This window comes from Pedobacter fastidiosus, from assembly GCF_014306625.1.
Classification (GTDB): Bacteria; Bacteroidota; Bacteroidia; order Sphingobacteriales; family Sphingobacteriaceae; genus Pedobacter; species Pedobacter fastidiosus.
This window is the reverse complement of record NZ_JACRYL010000013.1, coordinates 1-19134: the sequence shown is the minus strand read 5'-3', so window position 1 is coordinate 19134 and position 19134 is coordinate 1. Positions and strand designations below refer to the sequence as shown.

General features: G+C 37.0%; 18 protein-coding genes. 9 read left to right on the top strand and 9 right to left on the bottom strand.

Going from position 1 to position 19134, the window contains the following annotated elements; all coding sequences use genetic code 11:
* A partial coding sequence (locus tag H7U22_RS23120; protein WP_248284762.1) for a carboxypeptidase regulatory-like domain-containing protein occupies nucleotides 1–1395 on the bottom strand: 1395 nt, incomplete at its 3' end.
* Between the two features lie 300 nt (nucleotides 1396–1695).
* On the opposite strand from H7U22_RS23120, the gene H7U22_RS15020 reads away from it, so the two are divergent.
* Nucleotides 1696–2337, top strand: coding sequence for a GIN domain-containing protein (locus H7U22_RS15020; RefSeq protein WP_187072160.1), 642 nt, complete (start codon nucleotides 1696–1698; stop codon nucleotides 2335–2337).
* Nucleotides 2338–2663: 326 nt separating this feature from the next.
* Here H7U22_RS15020 and H7U22_RS15015 read toward each other — a convergent pair whose 3' ends face one another.
* From H7U22_RS15015 to hutU, 3 genes are read right to left on the bottom strand one after another with little or no spacing between them, the layout of a single operon-like run.
* Nucleotides 2664–3380 carry a 3-ketoacyl-ACP reductase gene (locus tag H7U22_RS15015; protein WP_187072159.1) on the bottom strand — a complete coding sequence of 239 codons (717 nt, stop codon included), beginning with the start codon at nucleotides 3378–3380 and terminating at the stop codon, nucleotides 2664–2666.
* A gap of 34 nt (nucleotides 3381–3414) precedes the next feature.
* Nucleotides 3415–4947, bottom strand: a complete 1533-nt coding sequence (hisS, locus tag H7U22_RS15010) for a histidine--tRNA ligase (protein WP_187072158.1) — start codon at nucleotides 4945–4947, stop codon at nucleotides 3415–3417.
* A 48-nt stretch (nucleotides 4948–4995) separates the two neighbouring features.
* Nucleotides 4996–6666 carry a urocanate hydratase gene (gene hutU / locus H7U22_RS15005; protein WP_187072157.1) on the bottom strand — a complete coding sequence of 557 codons (1671 nt, stop codon included), beginning with the start codon at nucleotides 6664–6666 and terminating at the stop codon, nucleotides 4996–4998.
* 40 nt (nucleotides 6667–6706) lie between these two features.
* Here hutU and H7U22_RS15000 point away from each other — a divergent pair, with 40 nt between their 5' ends.
* The 3 genes from H7U22_RS15000 to H7U22_RS14990 all read left to right on the top strand — a co-directional run bounded on the left by H7U22_RS15000 (nucleotide 6707) and on the right by H7U22_RS14990 (nucleotide 10571).
* Nucleotides 6707–7066 carry a hypothetical protein gene (locus H7U22_RS15000; RefSeq protein WP_187072156.1) on the top strand — a complete coding sequence of 120 codons (360 nt, stop codon included), beginning with the start codon at nucleotides 6707–6709 and terminating at the stop codon, nucleotides 7064–7066.
* Between the two features lie 135 nt (nucleotides 7067–7201).
* The gene (locus tag H7U22_RS14995; protein WP_187072155.1) at nucleotides 7202–9514 is read left to right on the top strand and encodes a TonB-dependent receptor; all 2313 of its coding nucleotides are present in this window, start codon (nucleotides 7202–7204) and stop codon (nucleotides 9512–9514) included.
* Between the two features lie 343 nt (nucleotides 9515–9857).
* Nucleotides 9858–10571, top strand: coding sequence for a hypothetical protein (locus H7U22_RS14990; protein WP_187072154.1), 714 nt, complete (start codon nucleotides 9858–9860; stop codon nucleotides 10569–10571).
* Between the two features lie 48 nt (nucleotides 10572–10619).
* On the opposite strand, the gene namA is transcribed toward H7U22_RS14990, so the two are convergent.
* From namA to H7U22_RS14975, 3 genes are read right to left on the bottom strand one after another with little or no spacing between them, the layout of a single operon-like run.
* A complete protein-coding gene (gene namA, locus H7U22_RS14985) occupies nucleotides 10620–11699 on the bottom strand; it encodes an NADPH dehydrogenase NamA (RefSeq protein WP_187072153.1) in 1080 nt (359 codons plus the stop codon).
* Between the two features lie 38 nt (nucleotides 11700–11737).
* The gene (locus tag H7U22_RS14980; protein WP_187072152.1) at nucleotides 11738–12727 is read right to left on the bottom strand and encodes an aldo/keto reductase; all 990 of its coding nucleotides are present in this window, start codon (nucleotides 12725–12727) and stop codon (nucleotides 11738–11740) included.
* 2 nt (nucleotides 12728–12729) lie between these two features.
* Nucleotides 12730–13125, bottom strand: a complete 396-nt coding sequence (locus tag H7U22_RS14975) for a DoxX family membrane protein (protein ID WP_187072151.1) — start codon at nucleotides 13123–13125, stop codon at nucleotides 12730–12732.
* Between the two features lie 184 nt (nucleotides 13126–13309).
* Here H7U22_RS14975 and H7U22_RS14970 point away from each other — a divergent pair, with 184 nt between their 5' ends.
* Genes H7U22_RS14970 through H7U22_RS14955 form a run of 4 tightly spaced genes read left to right on the top strand, consistent with a single transcriptional unit; the run spans nucleotide 13310 to nucleotide 16200 of the window.
* Nucleotides 13310–14137, top strand: a complete 828-nt coding sequence (locus tag H7U22_RS14970; RefSeq protein WP_187072150.1) for an ABC transporter ATP-binding protein — start codon at nucleotides 13310–13312, stop codon at nucleotides 14135–14137.
* Nucleotides 14138–14146: 9 nt separating this feature from the next.
* Nucleotides 14147–14965 carry a hypothetical protein gene (locus H7U22_RS14965; RefSeq protein ID WP_187072149.1) on the top strand — a complete coding sequence of 273 codons (819 nt, stop codon included), beginning with the start codon at nucleotides 14147–14149 and terminating at the stop codon, nucleotides 14963–14965.
* Nucleotides 14966–14982: 17 nt separating this feature from the next.
* Entirely contained in the window at nucleotides 14983–15357 is a 375-nt protein-coding gene (locus tag H7U22_RS14960; protein WP_187072148.1) for a GntR family transcriptional regulator, read from the top strand.
* A gap of 3 nt (nucleotides 15358–15360) precedes the next feature.
* The gene (locus H7U22_RS14955) at nucleotides 15361–16200 is read left to right on the top strand and encodes a GIN domain-containing protein (RefSeq protein WP_187072147.1); all 840 of its coding nucleotides are present in this window, start codon (nucleotides 15361–15363) and stop codon (nucleotides 16198–16200) included.
* 42 nt (nucleotides 16201–16242) lie between these two features.
* Here the strand turns inward: H7U22_RS14955 and hutH are convergent, their stop codons facing one another.
* Nucleotides 16243–17730 (bottom strand): histidine ammonia-lyase, encoded by a 1488-nt coding sequence (gene hutH, locus H7U22_RS14950; RefSeq protein WP_187072146.1) that lies wholly within the window; start codon nucleotides 17728–17730, stop codon nucleotides 16243–16245.
* Nucleotides 17731–17821: 91 nt separating this feature from the next.
* Here hutH and H7U22_RS14945 point away from each other — a divergent pair, with 91 nt between their 5' ends.
* On the top strand, nucleotides 17822–18808 hold the full coding sequence (locus H7U22_RS14945; protein WP_187072145.1) for an alpha/beta fold hydrolase: 987 nt from the start codon (nucleotides 17822–17824) through the stop codon (nucleotides 18806–18808).
* A gap of 61 nt (nucleotides 18809–18869) precedes the next feature.
* Here the strand turns inward: H7U22_RS14945 and H7U22_RS22870 are convergent.
* A partial coding sequence (locus tag H7U22_RS22870) for a hypothetical protein (protein ID WP_222621876.1) occupies nucleotides 18870–19134 on the bottom strand: 265 nt, incomplete at its 5' end.

Genomic DNA, 19134 nt, shown 5'->3' with positions numbered 1-19134 from the left:
TTTTTTCTTTAAGCGCTTGGTAAATAAAGCGTTTACATTAAAAATCTGATCATCAACTTTGTTGTTTAATGTTCTAGCCGAATTATTCTGTAAACTGTTATCGCCACGGGTTGCAATTGTGCTATAATCATTAAAAGTATTGCTGTTTTTTACGGTTCCATCAACGCTAACTTTTAAAGTTAAGGTGGTATCTAATTTAATTTCGTATGTCGCATCTAGTTTCTGCCTAAACATATCGTTATCGTAAAACTGACTAGAATTTGTATTGATTACACGATCTGCCAAACTGTTTTGATTAATGGTATTTCTATCGCCAGACACTCGAATTGAACCGATTTTGTAATTTGTGTTTAGAGATTCTTTGTCGCTGTTCCATTTATTATCGAAGTGTAAACCCCCGGTTCTGGCCACGGGAATTCCCTGTCCGTTGTATTGTCCATCGTAAGAATCGAAATCATCGTTGCCATTACTAAAGAAGTAAATGCTTCCATCATCCCCCATTTCTGGGCCACCGCCGGCACTGTATTTATCACGATCATCCCAACCTAAACCTACAGTTCCGTTGTTTCCCAAAATGCCATAGGCAGAAAATTTCTTTTTGCCCCAGAATTTATTAAACATCCCCTGGCCTGCATAATATTTATCTGTACCCACACTTCCCTGAACTTTACCAAAGTATCCGTTCTTTTTATCTTCCTTAAGTTTAATGTTTAGCGTTTTACTTTTTTCGCCGTCATCTATCCCCGTAAAAGTAGCCTGATCACTTTTCTTATCATATAGCTGAACCTTATCTACCATATCTGCACGAAGATTTTTGGTTACCAAAGTTGGGTCATCACCAAAAAACTCCTCACCATCTACCAAAACCTTTGTTACGGTTTGCCCTTGAGCAGTAATTTTTCCATCCTTATCAATCTGGATTCCAGGAAACTGCTTAATCAAATCTTCCACTTTAGAATTGGGTTCTATATTATACGCTAGCGGATCAAATTCTGTAGTATCTCCCTTAATTTTAATGGCAGCCCTGTTTCCTTTGATAATTACATCGGCAAGCAACTTGGCTTTTCCTGTTAAGTTTATTTTTCCGTAATCTTTTATTTGAGTAGTAGAATCTAAGGTAAAATGATCAACGAAATCGGCATATTTTGGATAGGAAACCAATAAAATGAATTTGCCGTTTTTGATGTTGGTGAGCTCAAATGTTCCGTTTTCTGCCGCCCTTGCAAATTTAACAAGGGTAGAATCTTTAGCGTTTAAAACCGAAATTGAAGTGCCCGACAAAATAGATGTCGAGGCAGTATCAATCACTCGGCCTTTAATGGTGTGCTGGGATTGCGCTTTAACGTAAGTAGAAATTAAAAGTAGAAAGCACACCGAGAGTAAGAGTCTTTTCATAAAATGATTATGTTTATAACCCGAATATAAAACTAATTTTTTAGTTAAACCAAATGCTTTAACTTTTTTTAACAAATGGAGGCAATAAATTCTTGCTACTCGGCAGAATTTGGTCTATCGACGAAATTTTTTAATCGTTTTTTGTATAGATAAAATTGGCGTTCGTCTATAATTACATGGCCGTGGTATAATACACCTAAATCTGCTGAAACGTTTTCGCTGTGATGTCGTCTTAATTACGAAACCACCTAATAATTAGGGATTTAAAAAAAAGATTTATAAACATAAAATATTCAGATCATGAAAAATTCTATCAAAAATTTATTCGCAGCTGCCTTAACAATAGTTGCTTTGAGCAGTACAAACTTAGTAGCAAATGCTACAGAAATTAATGCAAACTATACCGCATTAACAAAAGTAAAAAACATAAACAAAATAGTTGTGAGCGGAAACGTGAACGTAATTTTGGTTCAGGATGCAAAAGAGAGCGTTGAGGTTTACGATAAATATTACGCAAAAAATGCTTTGGTGCAGCAACAAGGAGGCGAGCTTCGCATCAGTTCATTTAACAAAGAAACCTTAACCGTTATTGCCCACGTAAATAATCTTTCGTCTATCGAAGCCTCAAACACATCAACAGTAACTACTGCCGGAAAGTTCAACTTATTAAATTTAAGTGTGGTGTTAAAAGATCAAGCATCGGCAAGCATTAATGCAAACACGGTGAGCTTATTTACAAAAGTAAACGATGGTGCAAACTTAAAATTAGCTGGAACTACTGAAGATCATACCGCAGTGATGGGTACTTTGGCAAAATTAAAAATGGACGACTTTACCGCTCAGAACACCAACATCAGCACTTTGCCAAAACAAGTTTTGGCAAGCAACTCCACCTCACGTTACGATGATTTGCAAGCAGACTTATTAGAAAAACTTTTCTAGTAATCCATCATATCGCCAAGCGTTACCTGATTTAGATCGGGTAACGCTTTTTTGGTTTTAGGAAGAATTTTTCTTTTTCGAAGGTTTAGAAAACCTTCTTTGTCCACATATTCGACATGCCCTTCGAAACATATCGAACAGCAGTGTAATGATGTTTTGAATGAACACCCCGCCTTTCAGGCACCCCTCTGGAAGAGGGAAATTTTCCTCATAGTTTTTTAGGCACCTTGCAATTCCCCTCTTCCAGAGGGGTGGTCGCAGACCGGGGTGTTATTTATTAACTTCTATCCCAAGTCCCAAACAGCCCCTCCAATCACGCAAAAAAACTATGGATTCGTAGACCACAAACCGGCATCTTTTACAAAAACCCTTCTGTTTAATTTCAATTGAGAAACAATAAGCTCAGCCAAATCTTCAGGTTGCATTACTTTATCTGGATTTCCATCCGTAAGTTTTAAGTTAATAGCCATGTCAGTTGCTGTGGTGCTTGGCGTTAAAGCAGTAACCCGAATATTGTGCTTGCGTAATTCTTGCATCAACGAAGTCGATAATGCGATTAAACCTGCTTTTGATGCGGAGTAGGCACTTGTAACTGCAGCCGGACTTAATGCCGAAGAACTTGAAATATTGATGATGTCGCCAGTTTGTTTCTCGATCATTTGAGGTACAACTGCACGGGTAACATAATAAGGACCCAGTAAATTAATTTTAATAATTTCTTCCCATTCAGCAGGTTCTAGTTCTAAAAACTTGGCAAACTTGCCGATGCCGGCATTATTAATCAGGATATCGATAAAACCAAGTTCATTCTGAATACTTTCTACTGCCTTGTTTACAGAATTGATATCGCTAACATCGGCAGTTATTGTAGAAACTTTAACGTTGTATTGTTTCAATTCTTCGGCAACATGGTCTAAATCACTTTGTGTTCTGGCCACAAGACCAACATTAACACCTTCTTGTGCTAAAGCAATGGCAATCGCTTTTCCTATTCCTTTACCAGCACCCGTAATTAATGCGTTTTTCCCAGAAATGTTTTCCATTTTATTGCTCTTAATTGTAAAGTATATTCTGTGCCTATTTCAACAAATCCAAAATAGCCAAAGCACTCAATTTCTTCTGTTCTCCACTTTGCATATCTTTCAAAGTAAGCGCTCCACTTTCCATTTCATCGCCACCAATTAAAATTACGTAAGGGATTTTTTTGGCATCGGCATAAGCCATTTGCTTTTTCAGCTTTGCTGATGATGGATATAATTCTGCAGAAATACCTGCGGTTCTAAATTGCTGTAAAATTGGCAAGGCATATTTTTCGGCTTCTGAATCGAAATTGCTGATCAACACTTTCGTTCCAACTTCGGCAGATGCTGGAAAGAGGTTTAATTCTTCCAAAACATCATAAATACGATCTGCGCCAAAGGAAACCCCAACTCCAGTTAAATCTTTTAAACCGAACATTCCTGTTAAATCATCATATCTACCGCCACCACCAATACTACCCATGGCAACCTCATTGGTTTTAACCTCGAAAATACAACCGGTATAATAGTTTAATCCGCGAGCTAAAGTAATATCCAGTTCTAATTTTGCCGTGAGTGGTAAACTGTATGCGATTAGGCTTTCAACGTATTCAAAAACCTGCTCTATTTCGGCAACGCCTTTTAATCCAGTTTCCGATAAAGCTAAAACTTCTTTTAAGCTGGATAATTTTTCTTCGTTAGTACCTTCCAACAATATTACCGGGCGAAGTTTTTCCAAATCTGCTTCTGTGAAACCACGTTCTAGTAACTCCTTACTTACGCCATCTAAACCTATTTTATCAAGCTTATCGATGGCAACCGTCATGTCGATAATTAAATCTGGCTTACCAATAATTTCGGCAATGCCGGATAAGATTTTTCTATTGTTAATTTTTACGCTGAAATCTTTTAAGCCCAATTTGCTTAAAGCTTCATTATAAATTAGGATAAATTCGGCTTCATTTAATAAACTTTTCGAACCTACAACATCAACATCACATTGGTAAAATTCACGGTATCTTCCTTTTTGAGGACGATCGGCACGCCAAACTGGTTGAACCTGAAAACGTTTAAAAGGCAAGGTAATTTCGTGTTGGTGCATCACCACGTAACGGGCGAAAGGAACGGTTAAATCGTAACGTAATGCTTTTTCAGAAATTTTAGGCGTTAATTCATTTAGAAGTTGTTTGTATTTATCCTTGGCCTTTTCTGCATCAGAAAGTGATTTAAAGATATTTAGATCTTCAGTTCCTGAAGGAATAACGGTACTTACTTTGTCTATATCAGAATCAATTGTACCTAGTTTTACATTATTCTCAAGGAATGCAGAATTTATCTTATTAATCAAATCGCTTGATTTTTGATCAATATATTCCCCGCTATTCAGAATTTTAAAAATCAGTTTATCACCTTCATCGCCATATTTACCGGTTAATGTAGAAAGGTTTTCAAAACTTGGGGTTTGAATTTCTGCGTAACCATATTTTTTGAAAACCGTTTTAATGGTATCATAAATAAAATTACGTTTTACCATTTCCACAGGCGAAAAATCGCGGGTACCTTTTGCTAACGAGGGTTTAATAACTGACATAAGCGCAAAAGTACAAAAATTGCAGAAAGCTATCTATTTACAATTCGTTTAATCTTTTAAGCCAAGTCTAAATTTACGGGCCGTGTCTTTTGCAATATCGTAACCCGCATCTGCGTGGCGAATTACCCCCAACGCCGGATCGTTATGTAAAACTCTTTTAATTCTGGCTTCAGCTTCTGGAGTTCCGTCGGCAACAATCACCATTCCGGCATGGATGGAATAACCAATTCCTACGCCACCGCCATGATGTAAAGAAACCCAACTTGCGCCACCAGCGGTATTCATCAATGCATTTAAAACTGGCCAATCGGCCACTGCGTCAGATCCATCAAGCATCGCCTCAGTTTCTCTATTTGGCGAAGCAACAGATCCGGTATCTAAATGATCTCTGCCGATTACAATTGGTGTTTTAACCTTACCCTCAGCAACTAATTTGTTAAAAGCCACGCCGGCCTTCTCCCTTTCTCCTTGTCCTAACCAACAAATCCTGGCTGGCAAACCTTGAAAAGCAATTCTTTCCTGTGCCATCTTTATCCAGCGGTGCAGACTTTCATTTTCTGGAAAAAGCTCTAAAATCAACTTATCGGTTTCGTAAATATCTTGAGGATCGCCACTTAAAGCCGCCCACCTAAACGGCCCTTTGCCCTCGCAAAACAGCGGACGAATATAAGCGGGAACAAACCCCGGGAAATCGAAAGCATTTTCTACCCCAACCTCCAAAGCTCTTCCACGCAAATTATTCCCATAATCAAAAGTAATTGCACCACGTTTTTGCAACTCCAACATTTGCCTAACGTGTTTTGCCATCGTGGCGTAAGATTGCCTTACGTAATCATCGGGATTGTTTTTTCTTAAATCAGAAGCCTCGCTAACCGTTAATCCCTCTGGGAAATAACCAATCAAAGGATCATGTGCAGAAGTTTGATCCGTTAAAGTATCTGGAATAATATTTCGGTCTATTAATCTTTGCAGCATTTCTACAGCATTACAAACCACGCCGATTGAAATGGCTTTTTCTTCTTTTTTATATTTTAAAGCTAAATCAATTGCTTCATCTATATCGAAAATAATTTCGTCAATATATCTGGTTTCCAAGCGTTTTCTAATTCGCCATTCTTCTACTTCAGCAGCTAAACAAACACCTTCATTCATGGTAATGGCTAAGGGTTGTGCACCTCCCATTCCGCCTAAACCAGCTGTAACATTTAGTTTCCCTTTTAAACTTCCATTAAAATGCTTTTTGGCCAAAGCAGAATAAGTTTCATAAGTACCCTGAACAATTCCCTGCGAGCCAATGTAAATCCATGAGCCTGCTGTCATTTGTCCGTACATCATCAAACCTTTATCTTCCAGTTCATCAAAATGTTTTTGAGTTGCCCATTTTGGCACCAATTGAGAATTCGAAATTAAAACTCTAGGCGCATCAGAATGGGTTGGTAAAACCGCGACAGGCTTTCCAGATTGAATTAACAGCGTTTCATCATTCTCTAATTCCCGAAGTGCTTTAATAATAAGCGTTAACGACTCCTTATTTCTGGCTGCCTTTCCTCTACCACCGTAAACAATTAAATCTTCAGGTCTTTCTGCCACATCAGGATCTAAATTATTCATCAGCATCCGCAATGCAGCTTCTTGAATCCAGCCTTTGCAAGTTAATTCTGTTCCTGTTGGAGTTTGTTTTTGGCTTAAGTTTAAACCGTCGGTTAGTTCTGTAGTCATAGGTACTATAAAAGCAATGTTACCTTTCAAATATATATAATTGAATAGTATTTGTTACTTTTGGGCGTTGAAAAAGCATAGACAAAACATAAACCGCTTATTATCTGCAGTAATGCTGATGGTTTTTGCCATTGCGCTAACGCCGTGGAGTTTATTGCACCATCACCCAACCATTCCTTCTGTACCTAAAGAAGTAAATTGTAAACACGTTAGTCACGTTCAGGCGCACGCCGATAATTGCTTAATCTGTAACGCAGGCTTTGAAAAAAACTACGTTCAGGCACACAATATTTACAAGGTTTTTCTTTCTGTAAAAATATTCGGTCAAACAGAAACGGTGTTAAAAAGCGCCTATACCGAATTAAGGCGTACTTGTTTACGCGGTCCTCCATTGGTTTAATTCTTTAGCCAACAAACACTTTTTAAGTGTTGCAATTAACCAATTTATTTTATTTATGAGATTCTAAAAAGATGTTGCCATTTGTCGCGACTTCTCTTTTTGGCTATCCATATCATTTTACGTTATCACATTATTATGAAAAAATTACAGCTTATCGGCTTCGTAATTCTATATACTTTATTAAGCAGTACTGCTTTCGCAACTGTTTTAAAAGATATTAAGGGCAAGGTTATCGATGCCAGCAATAAACAAACTTTACCAGGCGCTACTATTTTTATTCCCGATTTAAAAGTTACCGCAGTAACCAATAACGATGGCGAATTTACTTTAAACAATCTTCCATCAAAAGGAACATACTTAATCGAAGTTCATTATGTGGGTTATAAAACAGCTACACAGATGGTCAATCTTGCATCGGCCAATGGGTTGGAATTCGCACTTCAGCCGACAGCAATCGAAACCAAAGAAATTGTAATTACAGGCAGTTTAATTAGCAGTACAAGCAAAAGAAATAGTGCTTCATCTGCTGTAGTTGGTAAGGATCAGCTTTTACAGCCTTCTACAAATCTAATTGATGCATTGACAAGAATCCCCGGCGTATCGCAAATTACCACTGGGCCATCCATCTCAAAACCTGTTATTAGAGGCTTGGGTTACAACAGAATTGTAACTTTGGATGATGGAATTAAACAACAGGGACAACAATGGGGCGATGAGCACGGAATCGAAATCGATCAGTTTAAATCGGATCGGGTTGAGATTTTGCGTGGTGCAGCTTCTTTAATGTATGGATCTGATGCACTTGGTGGCGTAATTAATTTATTGGAGCCCAGCACTGCTCCAGAAGGACAGGTTAAAGGCGAGTTTATTACCAATTACTCAACAAACAACGGACTTACCGCCAACTCGTTAATGCTAAATGGAAACGAAAATGGATTTGTTTGGAGAGCAAGGGGAACTTATAAAAACGCGTATTCTTTTAAAACGCCAGATGGATATTTTCCAAACTCTGGTTTTAACGAAACCGATTTAAGTGGAATGGTGGGTTTAAATAAAAGCTGGGGTTACACCCATTTAAACGTTTCAAATTTCCGCAACAACATCGGTTTTTACGAACCGACTTTAGATGCTAACGGAAATTTTGTTAAAGAAGATGGCGATGCTTTTACCAACGATGACAACAAAAATCGTGATTTGGGCTATCCTCGTCAAGACATTAGGCATTTTAAAATTGCTTTAAACAATAATTTTATTTTAGGTGATGGAAATTTAAAAGCCGATTTTGGTTATCAGCAAAACCAGCGTCGCGAGTTGGATGGACCAGATCCAGCTTTGTTTTTCGATCTTAAAACGTATAATGCAGATTTAAAATATTACATCCACGAAACCAATGGATGGCAACCTGTTTTTGGAGTAAGTTTAGATGATGCGCATAGCCAAAACAAGGGAACAGAATTTTTAATTCCTGCTTATGACACCTTTGGATTCGGCGTTTTCGCATTTGCAAAAAAGAACTGGGATAAAAATACTTTCAGTTTAGGTGCCCGTTACGATTTCCGTAAAAACGAAGGAAAGCAATTAATTGATGATGGAGCAGAGCTTTTTGCACCTTTTCAAAATAAGTTTTCTAACGTAAGTGGAGCCTTAGGGTTTACCCATCAGTTTAACGACGAATGGAATTTTAAAGCCAATGCAGGTTCTGCTTTCCGGGCCCCAAATCCTGCCGAATTAGGTTCAAATGGCGTGCACGAAGGAACATTTAGATATGAAATTGGTAACTCAAGTTTAAGTCCAGAACGCAGTTATCAAATTGATGCAACCTTAGAATATGAAGGAAAAATTGTGAGCGCAAGTGCTGGCGTGTATAATAACTACATCCAGAATTACATTTACGCATCAAACAATGGCGAGTTAAAAGATGTAGATGGAACTGATTATGCGGTTTATCGTTATGGTCAGGTCAATGCAAATTTATACGGTGCTGAGGCCAGTTTAACCATTCACCCCGTTCCATTTATCCACTTCGAAAATACGTTCGGCTATGTACATGCGCAAAACAATACTTTGAACAAACCGCTTTCATTTATCCCAGCCGGAACTTTAAGAAACGAGTTGCGTTTTGAGCCTAAGCTAAAAGGAACAAATGATGCTTACTTATCTGTGGGCATAAATTCGGCCTTTAAACAAACCCGGGTTGATGATGTTTTCGAAACGCCAACAAGCGGTTATACATTGTTAAATGCTGGAATTGGCGCTACTTTTAATTTGGGCAAGCAACCCGTTAAGTTATCAGTTTCTGCAAATAATTTGTTAGATCAGAAATATTACGATGCTTTGAGCAGGTTTAAACCAGGTCGTTTTGATCAGGAGAATCCTAATTTGGGCGTTTACAATACCGGTAGAAATATCACTTTTGGATTATATGTACCCTTTACTTTGGTAAAATAATTCAACAAAATTTCTTTTCAAGATGCCTTCTTGGAAAATAGTTGCGGGGTTAATCGAAAGATCAGCCCCGCTTTTTTATATCTGTATAATATATTGGCCGGTGAGCTACAAAAAACATTTAAGCAATTTATTTGGAAAACTACGTTGAGTAATTCTTGGCATTTTTAGTCCTGCTTTACCTACAAGCCCAATAAAAAATTGGGGCTTTCCGTTCAATCAGGTTTAATTACAAAGTACTATGCCTTTGGCGGGTTCCATTCCCTCCAAGCGTACAACTCAAACATAATCAAGTGGGTAGGTGTTAAAAAATAGATTAATCTATTCTAAACTAATATTACCTACTATGAAAAATCATTTCAAAACAACTTTATTAGGCGCAATTATTTTACTTGGTTTAATATCGTGCTCTAAAAAAGGCGACAATGGAGATATGGATAATCCCACATTTACAGGTCCAAATCTAGCAGCTACCAACCTCAGTGTAAGGGTTATTTATCTTGTTCCAGCAGATAGAACACTAAACAAAGCATATACCGATGCGGCGGGGAATTGCATCAATCAACTTAGCAGTTGGTATAAAACAACGCTGGGCAGTAACAAAACATTTCACTTAAATAATAATATGTTGGTAGAAACCATGCAAAGTTCACATCCTGCAGCATGGTTTAATGCTCAAAACAATAATACTGGCGATGCTCAATTTTATTTCTATGGCAATGCAAAAAGCGATATTCAAACTTTATTAGGTGCAGGTTTCGACGATTCTAAATATGTTTATCTGGTTTATGTAGATGCTGCAGGAACTACTGGAGCAGGTGCTGCAGGTTTTACCGCTATGCCAGAAAATGACTTAAAAGGATTAACGGGTCAAATGACTGAGCCTGTTTCGAGGTGGATTGGCGGTGCCGGACATGAACTCGGGCATGCCTTCGGAATGCCACACCCAACTAACGAAAACCCCAATGCCCTAATGTGGACAGGCTACACCATTTATCCGGCTTGTATTCTGCAAGATGCCGATAAAGTAATCCTGAACGCAAGTAAGTTTTTTTACTAAATAAATTCCATGGTTGGTTGCTCACCAACCATGGATTTAAACAAAGCTTTATTTCTTAAAAACTTCTCTTTTTGCTCTAACGTATTGGTTCGGCCACTCCGTTTCATCGCCCAAAATTTGAGCCGCATGAGTTGGGAAATAAGCATCGCGAAGAGATTCTCTAGCAATAAAAATTAAATCAGCTTTTCCCTGTTCCAAAATTTCTTCCGCTTGATGCGCCTCTACAATAACGCCAACAGCGCCAGTGTAAATTCCAATTTCATTTCTAATCTTATCTGCAAAAGGAACTTGATAATTTGGGCCAGCAGGAATTTTTGCATCAGGCACATTTCCGCCAGAAGAGGCATCAATTAAATCGACACCCTTATCTTTTAAAACCGCAGCCAATTGCACCGAATCATTTTCATCCCAACCACCTTCTGTCCAGTCGGTAGCAGAAATACGAACAAAAATTGGCAGTTCTTCAGGCCAAACAGATTGTACCGCTTCAACCACATCAATCGTAAAACGAATGCGGTTTTCGAAACTTCCACCGTAAATATCGGTACGTTTATTACTAAGCGGACTAAAAAACTGATGCAACAAATAGCCATGAGCGGCATGGATTTCCACCACTTTATAACCTGCATCCTTAGCCCGTTGCGCTGCTGCTCTAAAGGCAAAAACTAAATCCTGAATTTCTTTAATGCTCAGTTCATGCGGAATTACCTGTCCGTTTTTAAAGGGAAGTGGAGATGGGCTTACTGGCAACCAACTATTTTCTCCATCAGCAATTTGCTCACCGCCTTCCCAGGGCACATCACAACTTGCTTTTCTGCCAGCATGCGCCAATTGGATTCCTGCAATGGCTCCATTTTCGTGGATAAAAGAAACAATTTGTTTTAGCTTTTCTACATGCTCATCTTTCCAAATGCCTAAATCGGCATAGGTAATTCTGCCATCTTCGGTTACAGCAGAAGCTTCTTGAATAATTAGTCCTGCGCCACCAACAGCACGGCTTCCTAAATGAACAAGATGCCAATCGTTTGCAAAACCATCAACAGCAGAATACTGGCACATTGGAGAGATTACGATTCTATTTTTTAACGTTACATCCTTTAGTTTTAAAGGAGAAAATAATTTCGACATAGTATTTTTGTTTAACCCAAAGGGTAATGTGTTTTTATTTAAAAACCAGCGCTCTTTAATTCTGTGTTGATAAATTGAATTTCTTCAGCAGTTAATTTTACATTTATAGCTTCCGCATTTTGTACAGATTGTTTTTTATTTCTGGCGCCAACCAAGGCAATTGTAATTCCAGGGCGCTCAACTGTCCAATGTAAAACCAGTTGAGAAAGCGTTGCATTCTTTTCATCCGCCAAAGGCTTTATCTTTACTAAAAAGGCATTGGTTTTTGCAATGCTTTCTGGTTTAAAGAAAGGATTTCCCTGACGATGATCGCCTTCTTCGAATTTATAATCTGCGGTCATTTTTCCGGTAAGGAGTCCACGTTCCATCGGACTGTAAGCCAAAACTGCTTTGTTTTTTTCAATACAATAAGGAATAGTTTCATTTTCTACACCACGATTAACCATACTAAAAGGAATCTGATTGGAAATGATTTCTAAAGTTTCATCAGCTTCTTTTAATTGCGCAACATTATAATTGCATACCCCTGCATAACGAACTTTGCCTTGCTCAATTAATTTGGATACGGCTTCAAAAGTTTCGCTAATTGGCGTGGTTAAATCTGGCCAGTGGATTTGATATAAGTCGATATAATCGGTTCCCAATCGTTTTAAAGATTGTTCGCATTCATAAATTATACTCTCTTTCCCAGCATATTTATAAACATCAATGTCTTGGCCTTCATTGTTTTTGGATTTCATGGCTAAATCGCCTTTGGCTAAATCCCAACGCATTCCGAACTTGGTTACAAGTTGAAGTTTATCTCTAGAAATTCCTTTAATAGCATCGCCAACAATCTCTTCACTATCGCCCTGGCCATAAATTGGAGCTGTATCGATTGATGTTACGCCTAAATCATAACCTGCTTTTATCGCATTAATTGCATCGTTTCTATCTGTGCTTCCCCACATCCAACCGCCCGCAGCCCAAGCGCCAAATGTAATTACCGAGAGTTCTAAATCTGAATTTCCAATTTTTCTGTATTCCATAATTATCTTTTAATAAGTTTATCAACCGCATAACTATTGTGCGGTAAAAACACTAGTAATACCGAAACAAATGCCACATGAAAAAGTTGCGAGGGTAATGCTTCCCAGTTTTCGATCATGGTAGAGCCAAAAATTAAAGCCAAACAAATTAAGCCAGCTAAAATTAAACCTTGCCTAGTAAAAAGACCGATTAAAATAAGTAAACCGGCCAGCAATTCTGCAAAGGGCAAAATATAACTGAAAGGTAAAACCAAGGCTTCAGGTAAAAAAGATTTTGAAAACTGACCTAGCATCCACGTACTAAAGCCCGCAAGTTTTGGCAAGCGAACTAAACCATGACCGAAGAAACTTAAACCAATTGCTAATCTGCTTAACAGATATGCCCATTTTGTATCCATAAAATCGAGTTATTATACAAACATACAATCTGCATGTTAATGATGTTTTACCGCAACAGATATTAGACCTATATTTTACAGAGGCGTTATAAAAATCACTCCGAATAAAAATTATTTCACAAATAATTTGGAGGTAATCAAAATAGAACATACTTTAGTGTATTATTTAACTAATACAGTAGATATGATAAAAATTAACAATCTTAATTTTGGTTACAGCAAGCATAAGCCATTATTTAAAAATATGAGCATGCAATTAAGCAATGGCCATATTTACGGTTTGCTTGGTAAAAATGGAGCGGGCAAATCGAGTTTATTAAAAAACTTGGCCGGTTTAGTTTACGCTCAAAGTGGCACTTTGGAAGTTATGGGTTTTAATCCGGCCAAAAGACAGCCCGCTTTATTGGAGCAAATATGTTTCATTCCAGAAGAGTTTTATTTGCCATCGGTAAAAATCGATGCTTATGTAAGGGCTAATGCTCCATTTTATAAAAACTTCGACCATCAGTATTTTGGCAATCTTTTAAAAGAGTTTGATATTCCGGTTAGTCAGAAGTTGATTAACATGAGTTACGGCCAAAAGAAAAAAGTAATTATCGCTTTCGGGCTTGCTACCCAAGCCAAACTCATCATTATGGATGAACCTACAAATGGTTTGGATATCCCTTCAAAAGCTCAGTTTAGAAAAATTATGGCTTCTGCTATGACAGAAGATCGTTGCATTATTATTTCAACCCACCAGGTAAGAGATTTAGATAATTTGATCGATACCGTAATTATGCTTGATGAAAATGATGTGGCTTTAAAGGCATCCGTACAAGAAATTACAGAGAAGTTAACTTTCAAAAAGGTTAAGGAAATTGATGACAGCATCATTTATGCAGAGCCATCTCTTTCTGGTTATAATGCTGTAATGCCAAACTACCATCACGAAGAAAGCAAGCTGGATATGGAACTTCTGTTTAATGCCATCCTTGCCGAAAAAGTTAAGTTTAAACCTCTATTTAATTAATCTCCCGACATGAACAACACATTTAACATGAACAGATTTGGCCTTTTGCTGAGAAGACAGTGGCTAGACTTTGGCAAGATTTATCTAATTAGTTTAGCGGTAGTGTTAGGGATAATTGTTGGTTTTTATGGATACAACATCCCTTCACCACTTAAAAACAATAATTTTGATTACGATGGCAATCTCGATATGCGATTTCGATACCCATTATTGCTTATGCTTGGCTTTATTTTTATCAGTATTGTTGCAAGTAGCTATTTCAATATACTTGGTCAAAAATCGCGTGCAATTTTAGAATTAATGACTCCTGCATCCGTACTTGAAAAGTTTTTAGTGGGAGTTTTTTACACTGGGATTATTAGCCTATTTAGTTATTTGCTAATTTTTTATATAGCAGACCTCGGTTTCTCGAAGTATTTAAATAGTGAACTAGCAATGTTTGGTAATTCATCACCAAAGGGTGGAAGTATTAAAGAGGTTGAGACGATAAGTTTTCAAATTTTTCATGATGAAAATTATAGATCATATTGCAGTTACTTCTTTGCCATTCCTTTTTTAATTACCAGTATTTTTCTATTAGGGTCCATCTATTTTAATAGATTTCATTTCATCAAAACCGCTCTTTCTGTCATGGTTTTTACAGGGATGGCGAGCTACGTAGTTTTTAAAGTGAGCGAACAATTAACCAAAAACATGACTTCTATTAATCATACATTAGAATCAAATGAAAAAGAAAATGTTTTATTAATACTGCTAGCAGTAACAAGCCTGCTAACCTTAATCTTTTGGTTGATCACTTATGTTCGCCTAAAAGAGAAAGAAGTATAATTTAAAAAAGGTATAAAATGGAATTTAGAGATAATAAGGCAATATACCTTCAAATAGTAGAATACGTTTGCGAACATATTTTGCTTGGGAAATGGAAAGCCGACGAAAAAGTGCCTTCGGTTAGGGAGATGGCTGTAGCGCTAGAAGTAAACCCGAATACCGTTATGCGTACATACGAATTGCTACAGAATAAAAACATCATTAACAATAAACGAGGTATAGGTTTTTTCGTGGCTGAAAACGCAATAGAAGGTGTAAAAAGCTACAGAAAAGTTCAGTTTATGGATGATGAATTGCCTGTAGTATTTAGAAATATTTATTTATTGAATATTGGTTTCGACGAATTAAAAACCAAATACGAAACGTTTGTTAAAGAAAATTTTAACGCTTAAAATATGAAAACAAGTAACAAATTATTAATTGCGCTGGCGGCTTTATTAATTATAATCCCGGTAATTGCCATCGCTGTTATAGTAAAAATAAACTTTGTCCCTTCAGGAGACACTAGTTATCTTTCGAGACAGGAATTAAACAATCAAGCTTTCGATGAACCATCAAAAGGTCGCTTAAGTATACCCATTCCTTCTGTATTTAATGCTGTGAATTTTGTTGATGCCAAAAACTCCTTTATCAGCGTACACTTAACAAAATCGACAGTTAGTGGTGTTAAGATTACATCATTTGAGAAAGAGTTTATCACATTAGAAGTTAAAAATGGTGTACTCAACTTATCATTTAACGATAATTTTAACCAGGGGAGGCCGATAGATATTGTAATTTACGCTCCTTCGTTTAAAAAGATAAATGCTAGTAATGCAGGGCTTTTTGAATTAGTTGCCTCAGGTGATTCATTGGAGGTTGATCTACACAAAACCGAATCTTTTTCTTTTGGAGCAGCGATTATCACACGAAACAACAAAGGAGAAACGATTAAGGTTATCAATCAATCTGATATCAAAAACTTAATTGTAAACCTGAATGATTCGAAATTTTCTAGTTTTTCAAACTCTTATCAAAACCTTGAGATCAACACCAAAGGAAATTCAGAGATTGAGTTAAATAGTGGAGAAAACAATAAAGAAATTTATACCATTAAAAATCTTTCTATCAACACTGTAGATACAGCAAGTATTAATATTAAAAATATTAAAATTGAAAAAATTAAAGGGAAAATATCAGATAATACAATAATCAAAATGCCAATTCCTATTTTGAAACAGCTGTTTAAAAATTAAGTTTAAAGCCTGCAGTTTGCATCAAGCAAATTGCAGGCTTTTCTAGATCCTATGGTTTTCCATAAAACCAACCGATTTTTTAATATCAATGGATAATATTCTATCGGCATCATTAAAAGTGACCACTTGCCTATATGCAGAAACTAAATTTTCGATTGCATCTGATGATTGCAGCGGTCTTCTTAAATCTAAAGCTTGTGAAGCTGTGAGTAATTCTATAGCTAAAATATTTTCTAGATTTTTAACCACTCGTAAACATTTGGTTGCCCCATTTGCACCCATACTCACGTGATCCTCCTGTCCATTACTGCTTACAATACTATCTATAGATGATGGTGTACAAAGCTGTTTATTCTCACTTACGATAGATGCCGCAGTGTATTGCGCAATCATTAATCCCGAATTTAACCCCGCGTTTTTTACCAAGAATGGTGGCAAACCTCTCTGACCAGAAATTAACTGAAAAACCCTTCTTTCGGAGATTGATCCTATTTCTGCCAAAGCAATGCACAAAAAATCTAAGCTCAATGCCAACGGTTGTCCGTGAAAATTCCCTGCAGAAATGATTCTGTCTTCATCAGGGAAAACATTTGGATTATCCGTTACTGAATTAATTTCCGTTTCGAAAACCGAACTGATGTAGGCAATACTATCCTTACTTGCGCCATGAACCTGTGGCACGCAACGGAAAGAGTAAGGATCTTGCGTTTGCTTTCCTTCCCGATTTATAATTTCACTGCCCTTTAACCAATTACTAATCACTTTGGCGGTATCAATCTGCCCTTTGTGCGGTCTAATTTGGTGACTTAAATTATCAAATGGATCAATTCTACAATCAAAAGCATCAATAGAAATCGAAGCGACTGCATCAGCCCAAGCAATTAGTTTTCTTGTTTTTATTAGAATGTAAATTCCATAGGCGCTCATAAATTGAGTGCCATTAATTAAGGCCAATCCTTCTTTTGGCTGCAATGAAAGAGCATCCCATTTCAATTCGGTATATAGAGTAGCGGTTTCAGTTTTATTCCCCTTGTAATTTACTTCTCCCTCGCCAATTAAAGGTAAGGCCAAATGTGCCAATGGCGCTAAATCTCCCGATGCGCCTAAAGAGCCTTGAGTGTAAACGATTGGTAAAATATCTTCGTTATAAAAATCGACCAAACGTTGTACAGTTTTTAAAGCAATTGCAGAAAATCCGTAACTCAACGATTGGATTTTTAAAAGCAACATTAACTTTACAATTTCTTTTGGCACTTCATCTCCCGTACCGCAGGCATGAGAAAGCAATAAATTATGCTGAAGTTTGGTTAAATTTTCTTGTTCAACCTTAACATTTTGCAGGTAACCAAAGCCAGTATTTATGCCGTAAATGGGTTCGGTATGTTGCTTTAACTTATCATCAAGATATGTTCTGCATTTTTCAATGCGGTTAACAGCCACATCACTTAATGCAATTGATTGATTATTTTCAACAATTTCTGAAACGATACTTATGGTTAATGGCGATTCGCCAATATAAAAAACGGGCATGATTTTTAATCTATCTGGTTGGTCAAAAGTATAAATTAAGTATTAATTTAGGCCAATTCGCTTTTGATATTCGTTATAATAAATTTTAACCATGAAAAGATTTTTCCTTTTAATTGCTATTTCCATACTTGTTTTCAATTATACCAAAGCACAAAAAATTGATACGCTGTCTATTACCCTCGAGAATGTAAAATATCCTTATCCAGTAAAGTATTTCCCAATCAACACAGAAGGGCAGGATATTAAAATGGCTTATATGGATGTAGCGCCAACAATTGCACCAAATGGAAGAACGGTGATTCTTTTCCACGGAAAAAATTTTGGTGGGTATTATTGGGGAAATGTAATTAAGGCTTTAACCGCCGTGGGGTATCGGGTGGTTGTTCCTGATCAGATTGGATTTGGAAAATCATCTAAACCATTTATTAATTATAGCTTTCATCAAATGGCTTTTTGGAACAAGAAATTATTAGATACTTTGGGCATTCAGAAAGCTTCAGTTTTAGGGCATAGCATGGGCGGAATGCTCGCCACTCGCTTTGCATTAATGTATCCTGATAAAACTGAAAAGCTATTGCTAGAAAACCCTATCGGATTAGAGGATTATAAAACCTTTGTTCCTTACATTACAACCGAACAGCAATACCAAACCGAACTTAAAACTACTACAGAAAGTGTTCGTAAATATTACCAAAGCTCTTATTTCACCTATTGGAAACCTGAATACGAAAGCTTGGTAAGTGTTGCTGGTGGTGTAACTTTTAGCGCCGATTACCCAAGGTGGGCGAAGGTTGCTGCGTTAACTTATACTATGATTTATGAACAACCTGTAGTTTATGAGATTCAAAACCTAAAAGTGGCTACCATTTTATTTATCGGCAAGGAAGATAAAACGATTGTGGGCAAAGGTCTCTTATCTCCAGATCAACAAGCATTGCATGGTCAATACAAGTTTTTGGGTAAGCAAACTGCGGCAAAAATACCAGGTGCAAAAATTGTAGAATTCGAGGCTTGTGGGCATATTCCACATATCGAAATCCCTACAGAATTTTTGGTTGCTTTAACAGGGAGCTTATAGGGTTGTTTTTTAAAAAATCAAACGTTCCTAATGGAACGAATTTCTATATAAAATATTAGGGCTACCCAGCAAACGTCCCCATGGGACGAACGCTATCTCGAAATGATTTAAGAAAAATTTCATCCCTAGACCATGTTTTGTTGGTAGAATAGCACATTTCATTTCCGTTCCCCAGAAATATTTGATTAATATTTAATAATCCTGCATTTGAAACAATCCAATAAACAATGGAAATTTTTGAATGTACGATCGTCCGATAAAAACGTTTGCTGGGTATAATGGGGGGAATATATTTTTTTTCATTCCCTAGGAATATTTGATCGATA

Coding starts and splice junctions, on each gene's coding strand:
- H7U22_RS15020 (WP_187072160.1), top strand. CDS start 1,696: ATGAAAAATTCTATCAAAAATTTATTCGCAGCTGCCTTAACAATAGTT.
- H7U22_RS15015 (WP_187072159.1), bottom strand. CDS start 3,380: ATGGAAAACATTTCTGGGAAAAACGCATTAATTACGGGTGCTGGTAAA.
- hisS (WP_187072158.1), bottom strand. CDS start 4,947: ATGTCAGTTATTAAACCCTCGTTAGCAAAAGGTACCCGCGATTTTTCG.
- hutU (WP_187072157.1), bottom strand. CDS start 6,666: ATGACTACAGAACTAACCGACGGTTTAAACTTAAGCCAAAAACAAACT.
- H7U22_RS14995 (WP_187072155.1), top strand. CDS start 7,202: ATGAAAAAATTACAGCTTATCGGCTTCGTAATTCTATATACTTTATTA.
- H7U22_RS14990 (WP_187072154.1), top strand. CDS start 9,858: ATGAAAAATCATTTCAAAACAACTTTATTAGGCGCAATTATTTTACTT.
- namA (WP_187072153.1), bottom strand. CDS start 11,699: ATGTCGAAATTATTTTCTCCTTTAAAACTAAAGGATGTAACGTTAAAA.
- H7U22_RS14980 (WP_187072152.1), bottom strand. CDS start 12,727: ATGGAATACAGAAAAATTGGAAATTCAGATTTAGAACTCTCGGTAATT.
- H7U22_RS14975 (WP_187072151.1), bottom strand. CDS start 13,125: ATGGATACAAAATGGGCATATCTGTTAAGCAGATTAGCAATTGGTTTA.
- H7U22_RS14970 (WP_187072150.1), top strand. CDS start 13,310: ATGATAAAAATTAACAATCTTAATTTTGGTTACAGCAAGCATAAGCCA.
- H7U22_RS14965 (WP_187072149.1), top strand. CDS start 14,147: ATGAACAACACATTTAACATGAACAGATTTGGCCTTTTGCTGAGAAGA.
- H7U22_RS14960 (WP_187072148.1), top strand. CDS start 14,983: ATGGAATTTAGAGATAATAAGGCAATATACCTTCAAATAGTAGAATAC.
- H7U22_RS14955 (WP_187072147.1), top strand. CDS start 15,361: ATGAAAACAAGTAACAAATTATTAATTGCGCTGGCGGCTTTATTAATT.
- hutH (WP_187072146.1), bottom strand. CDS start 17,730: ATGCCCGTTTTTTATATTGGCGAATCGCCATTAACCATAAGTATCGTT.
- H7U22_RS14945 (WP_187072145.1), top strand. CDS start 17,822: ATGAAAAGATTTTTCCTTTTAATTGCTATTTCCATACTTGTTTTCAAT.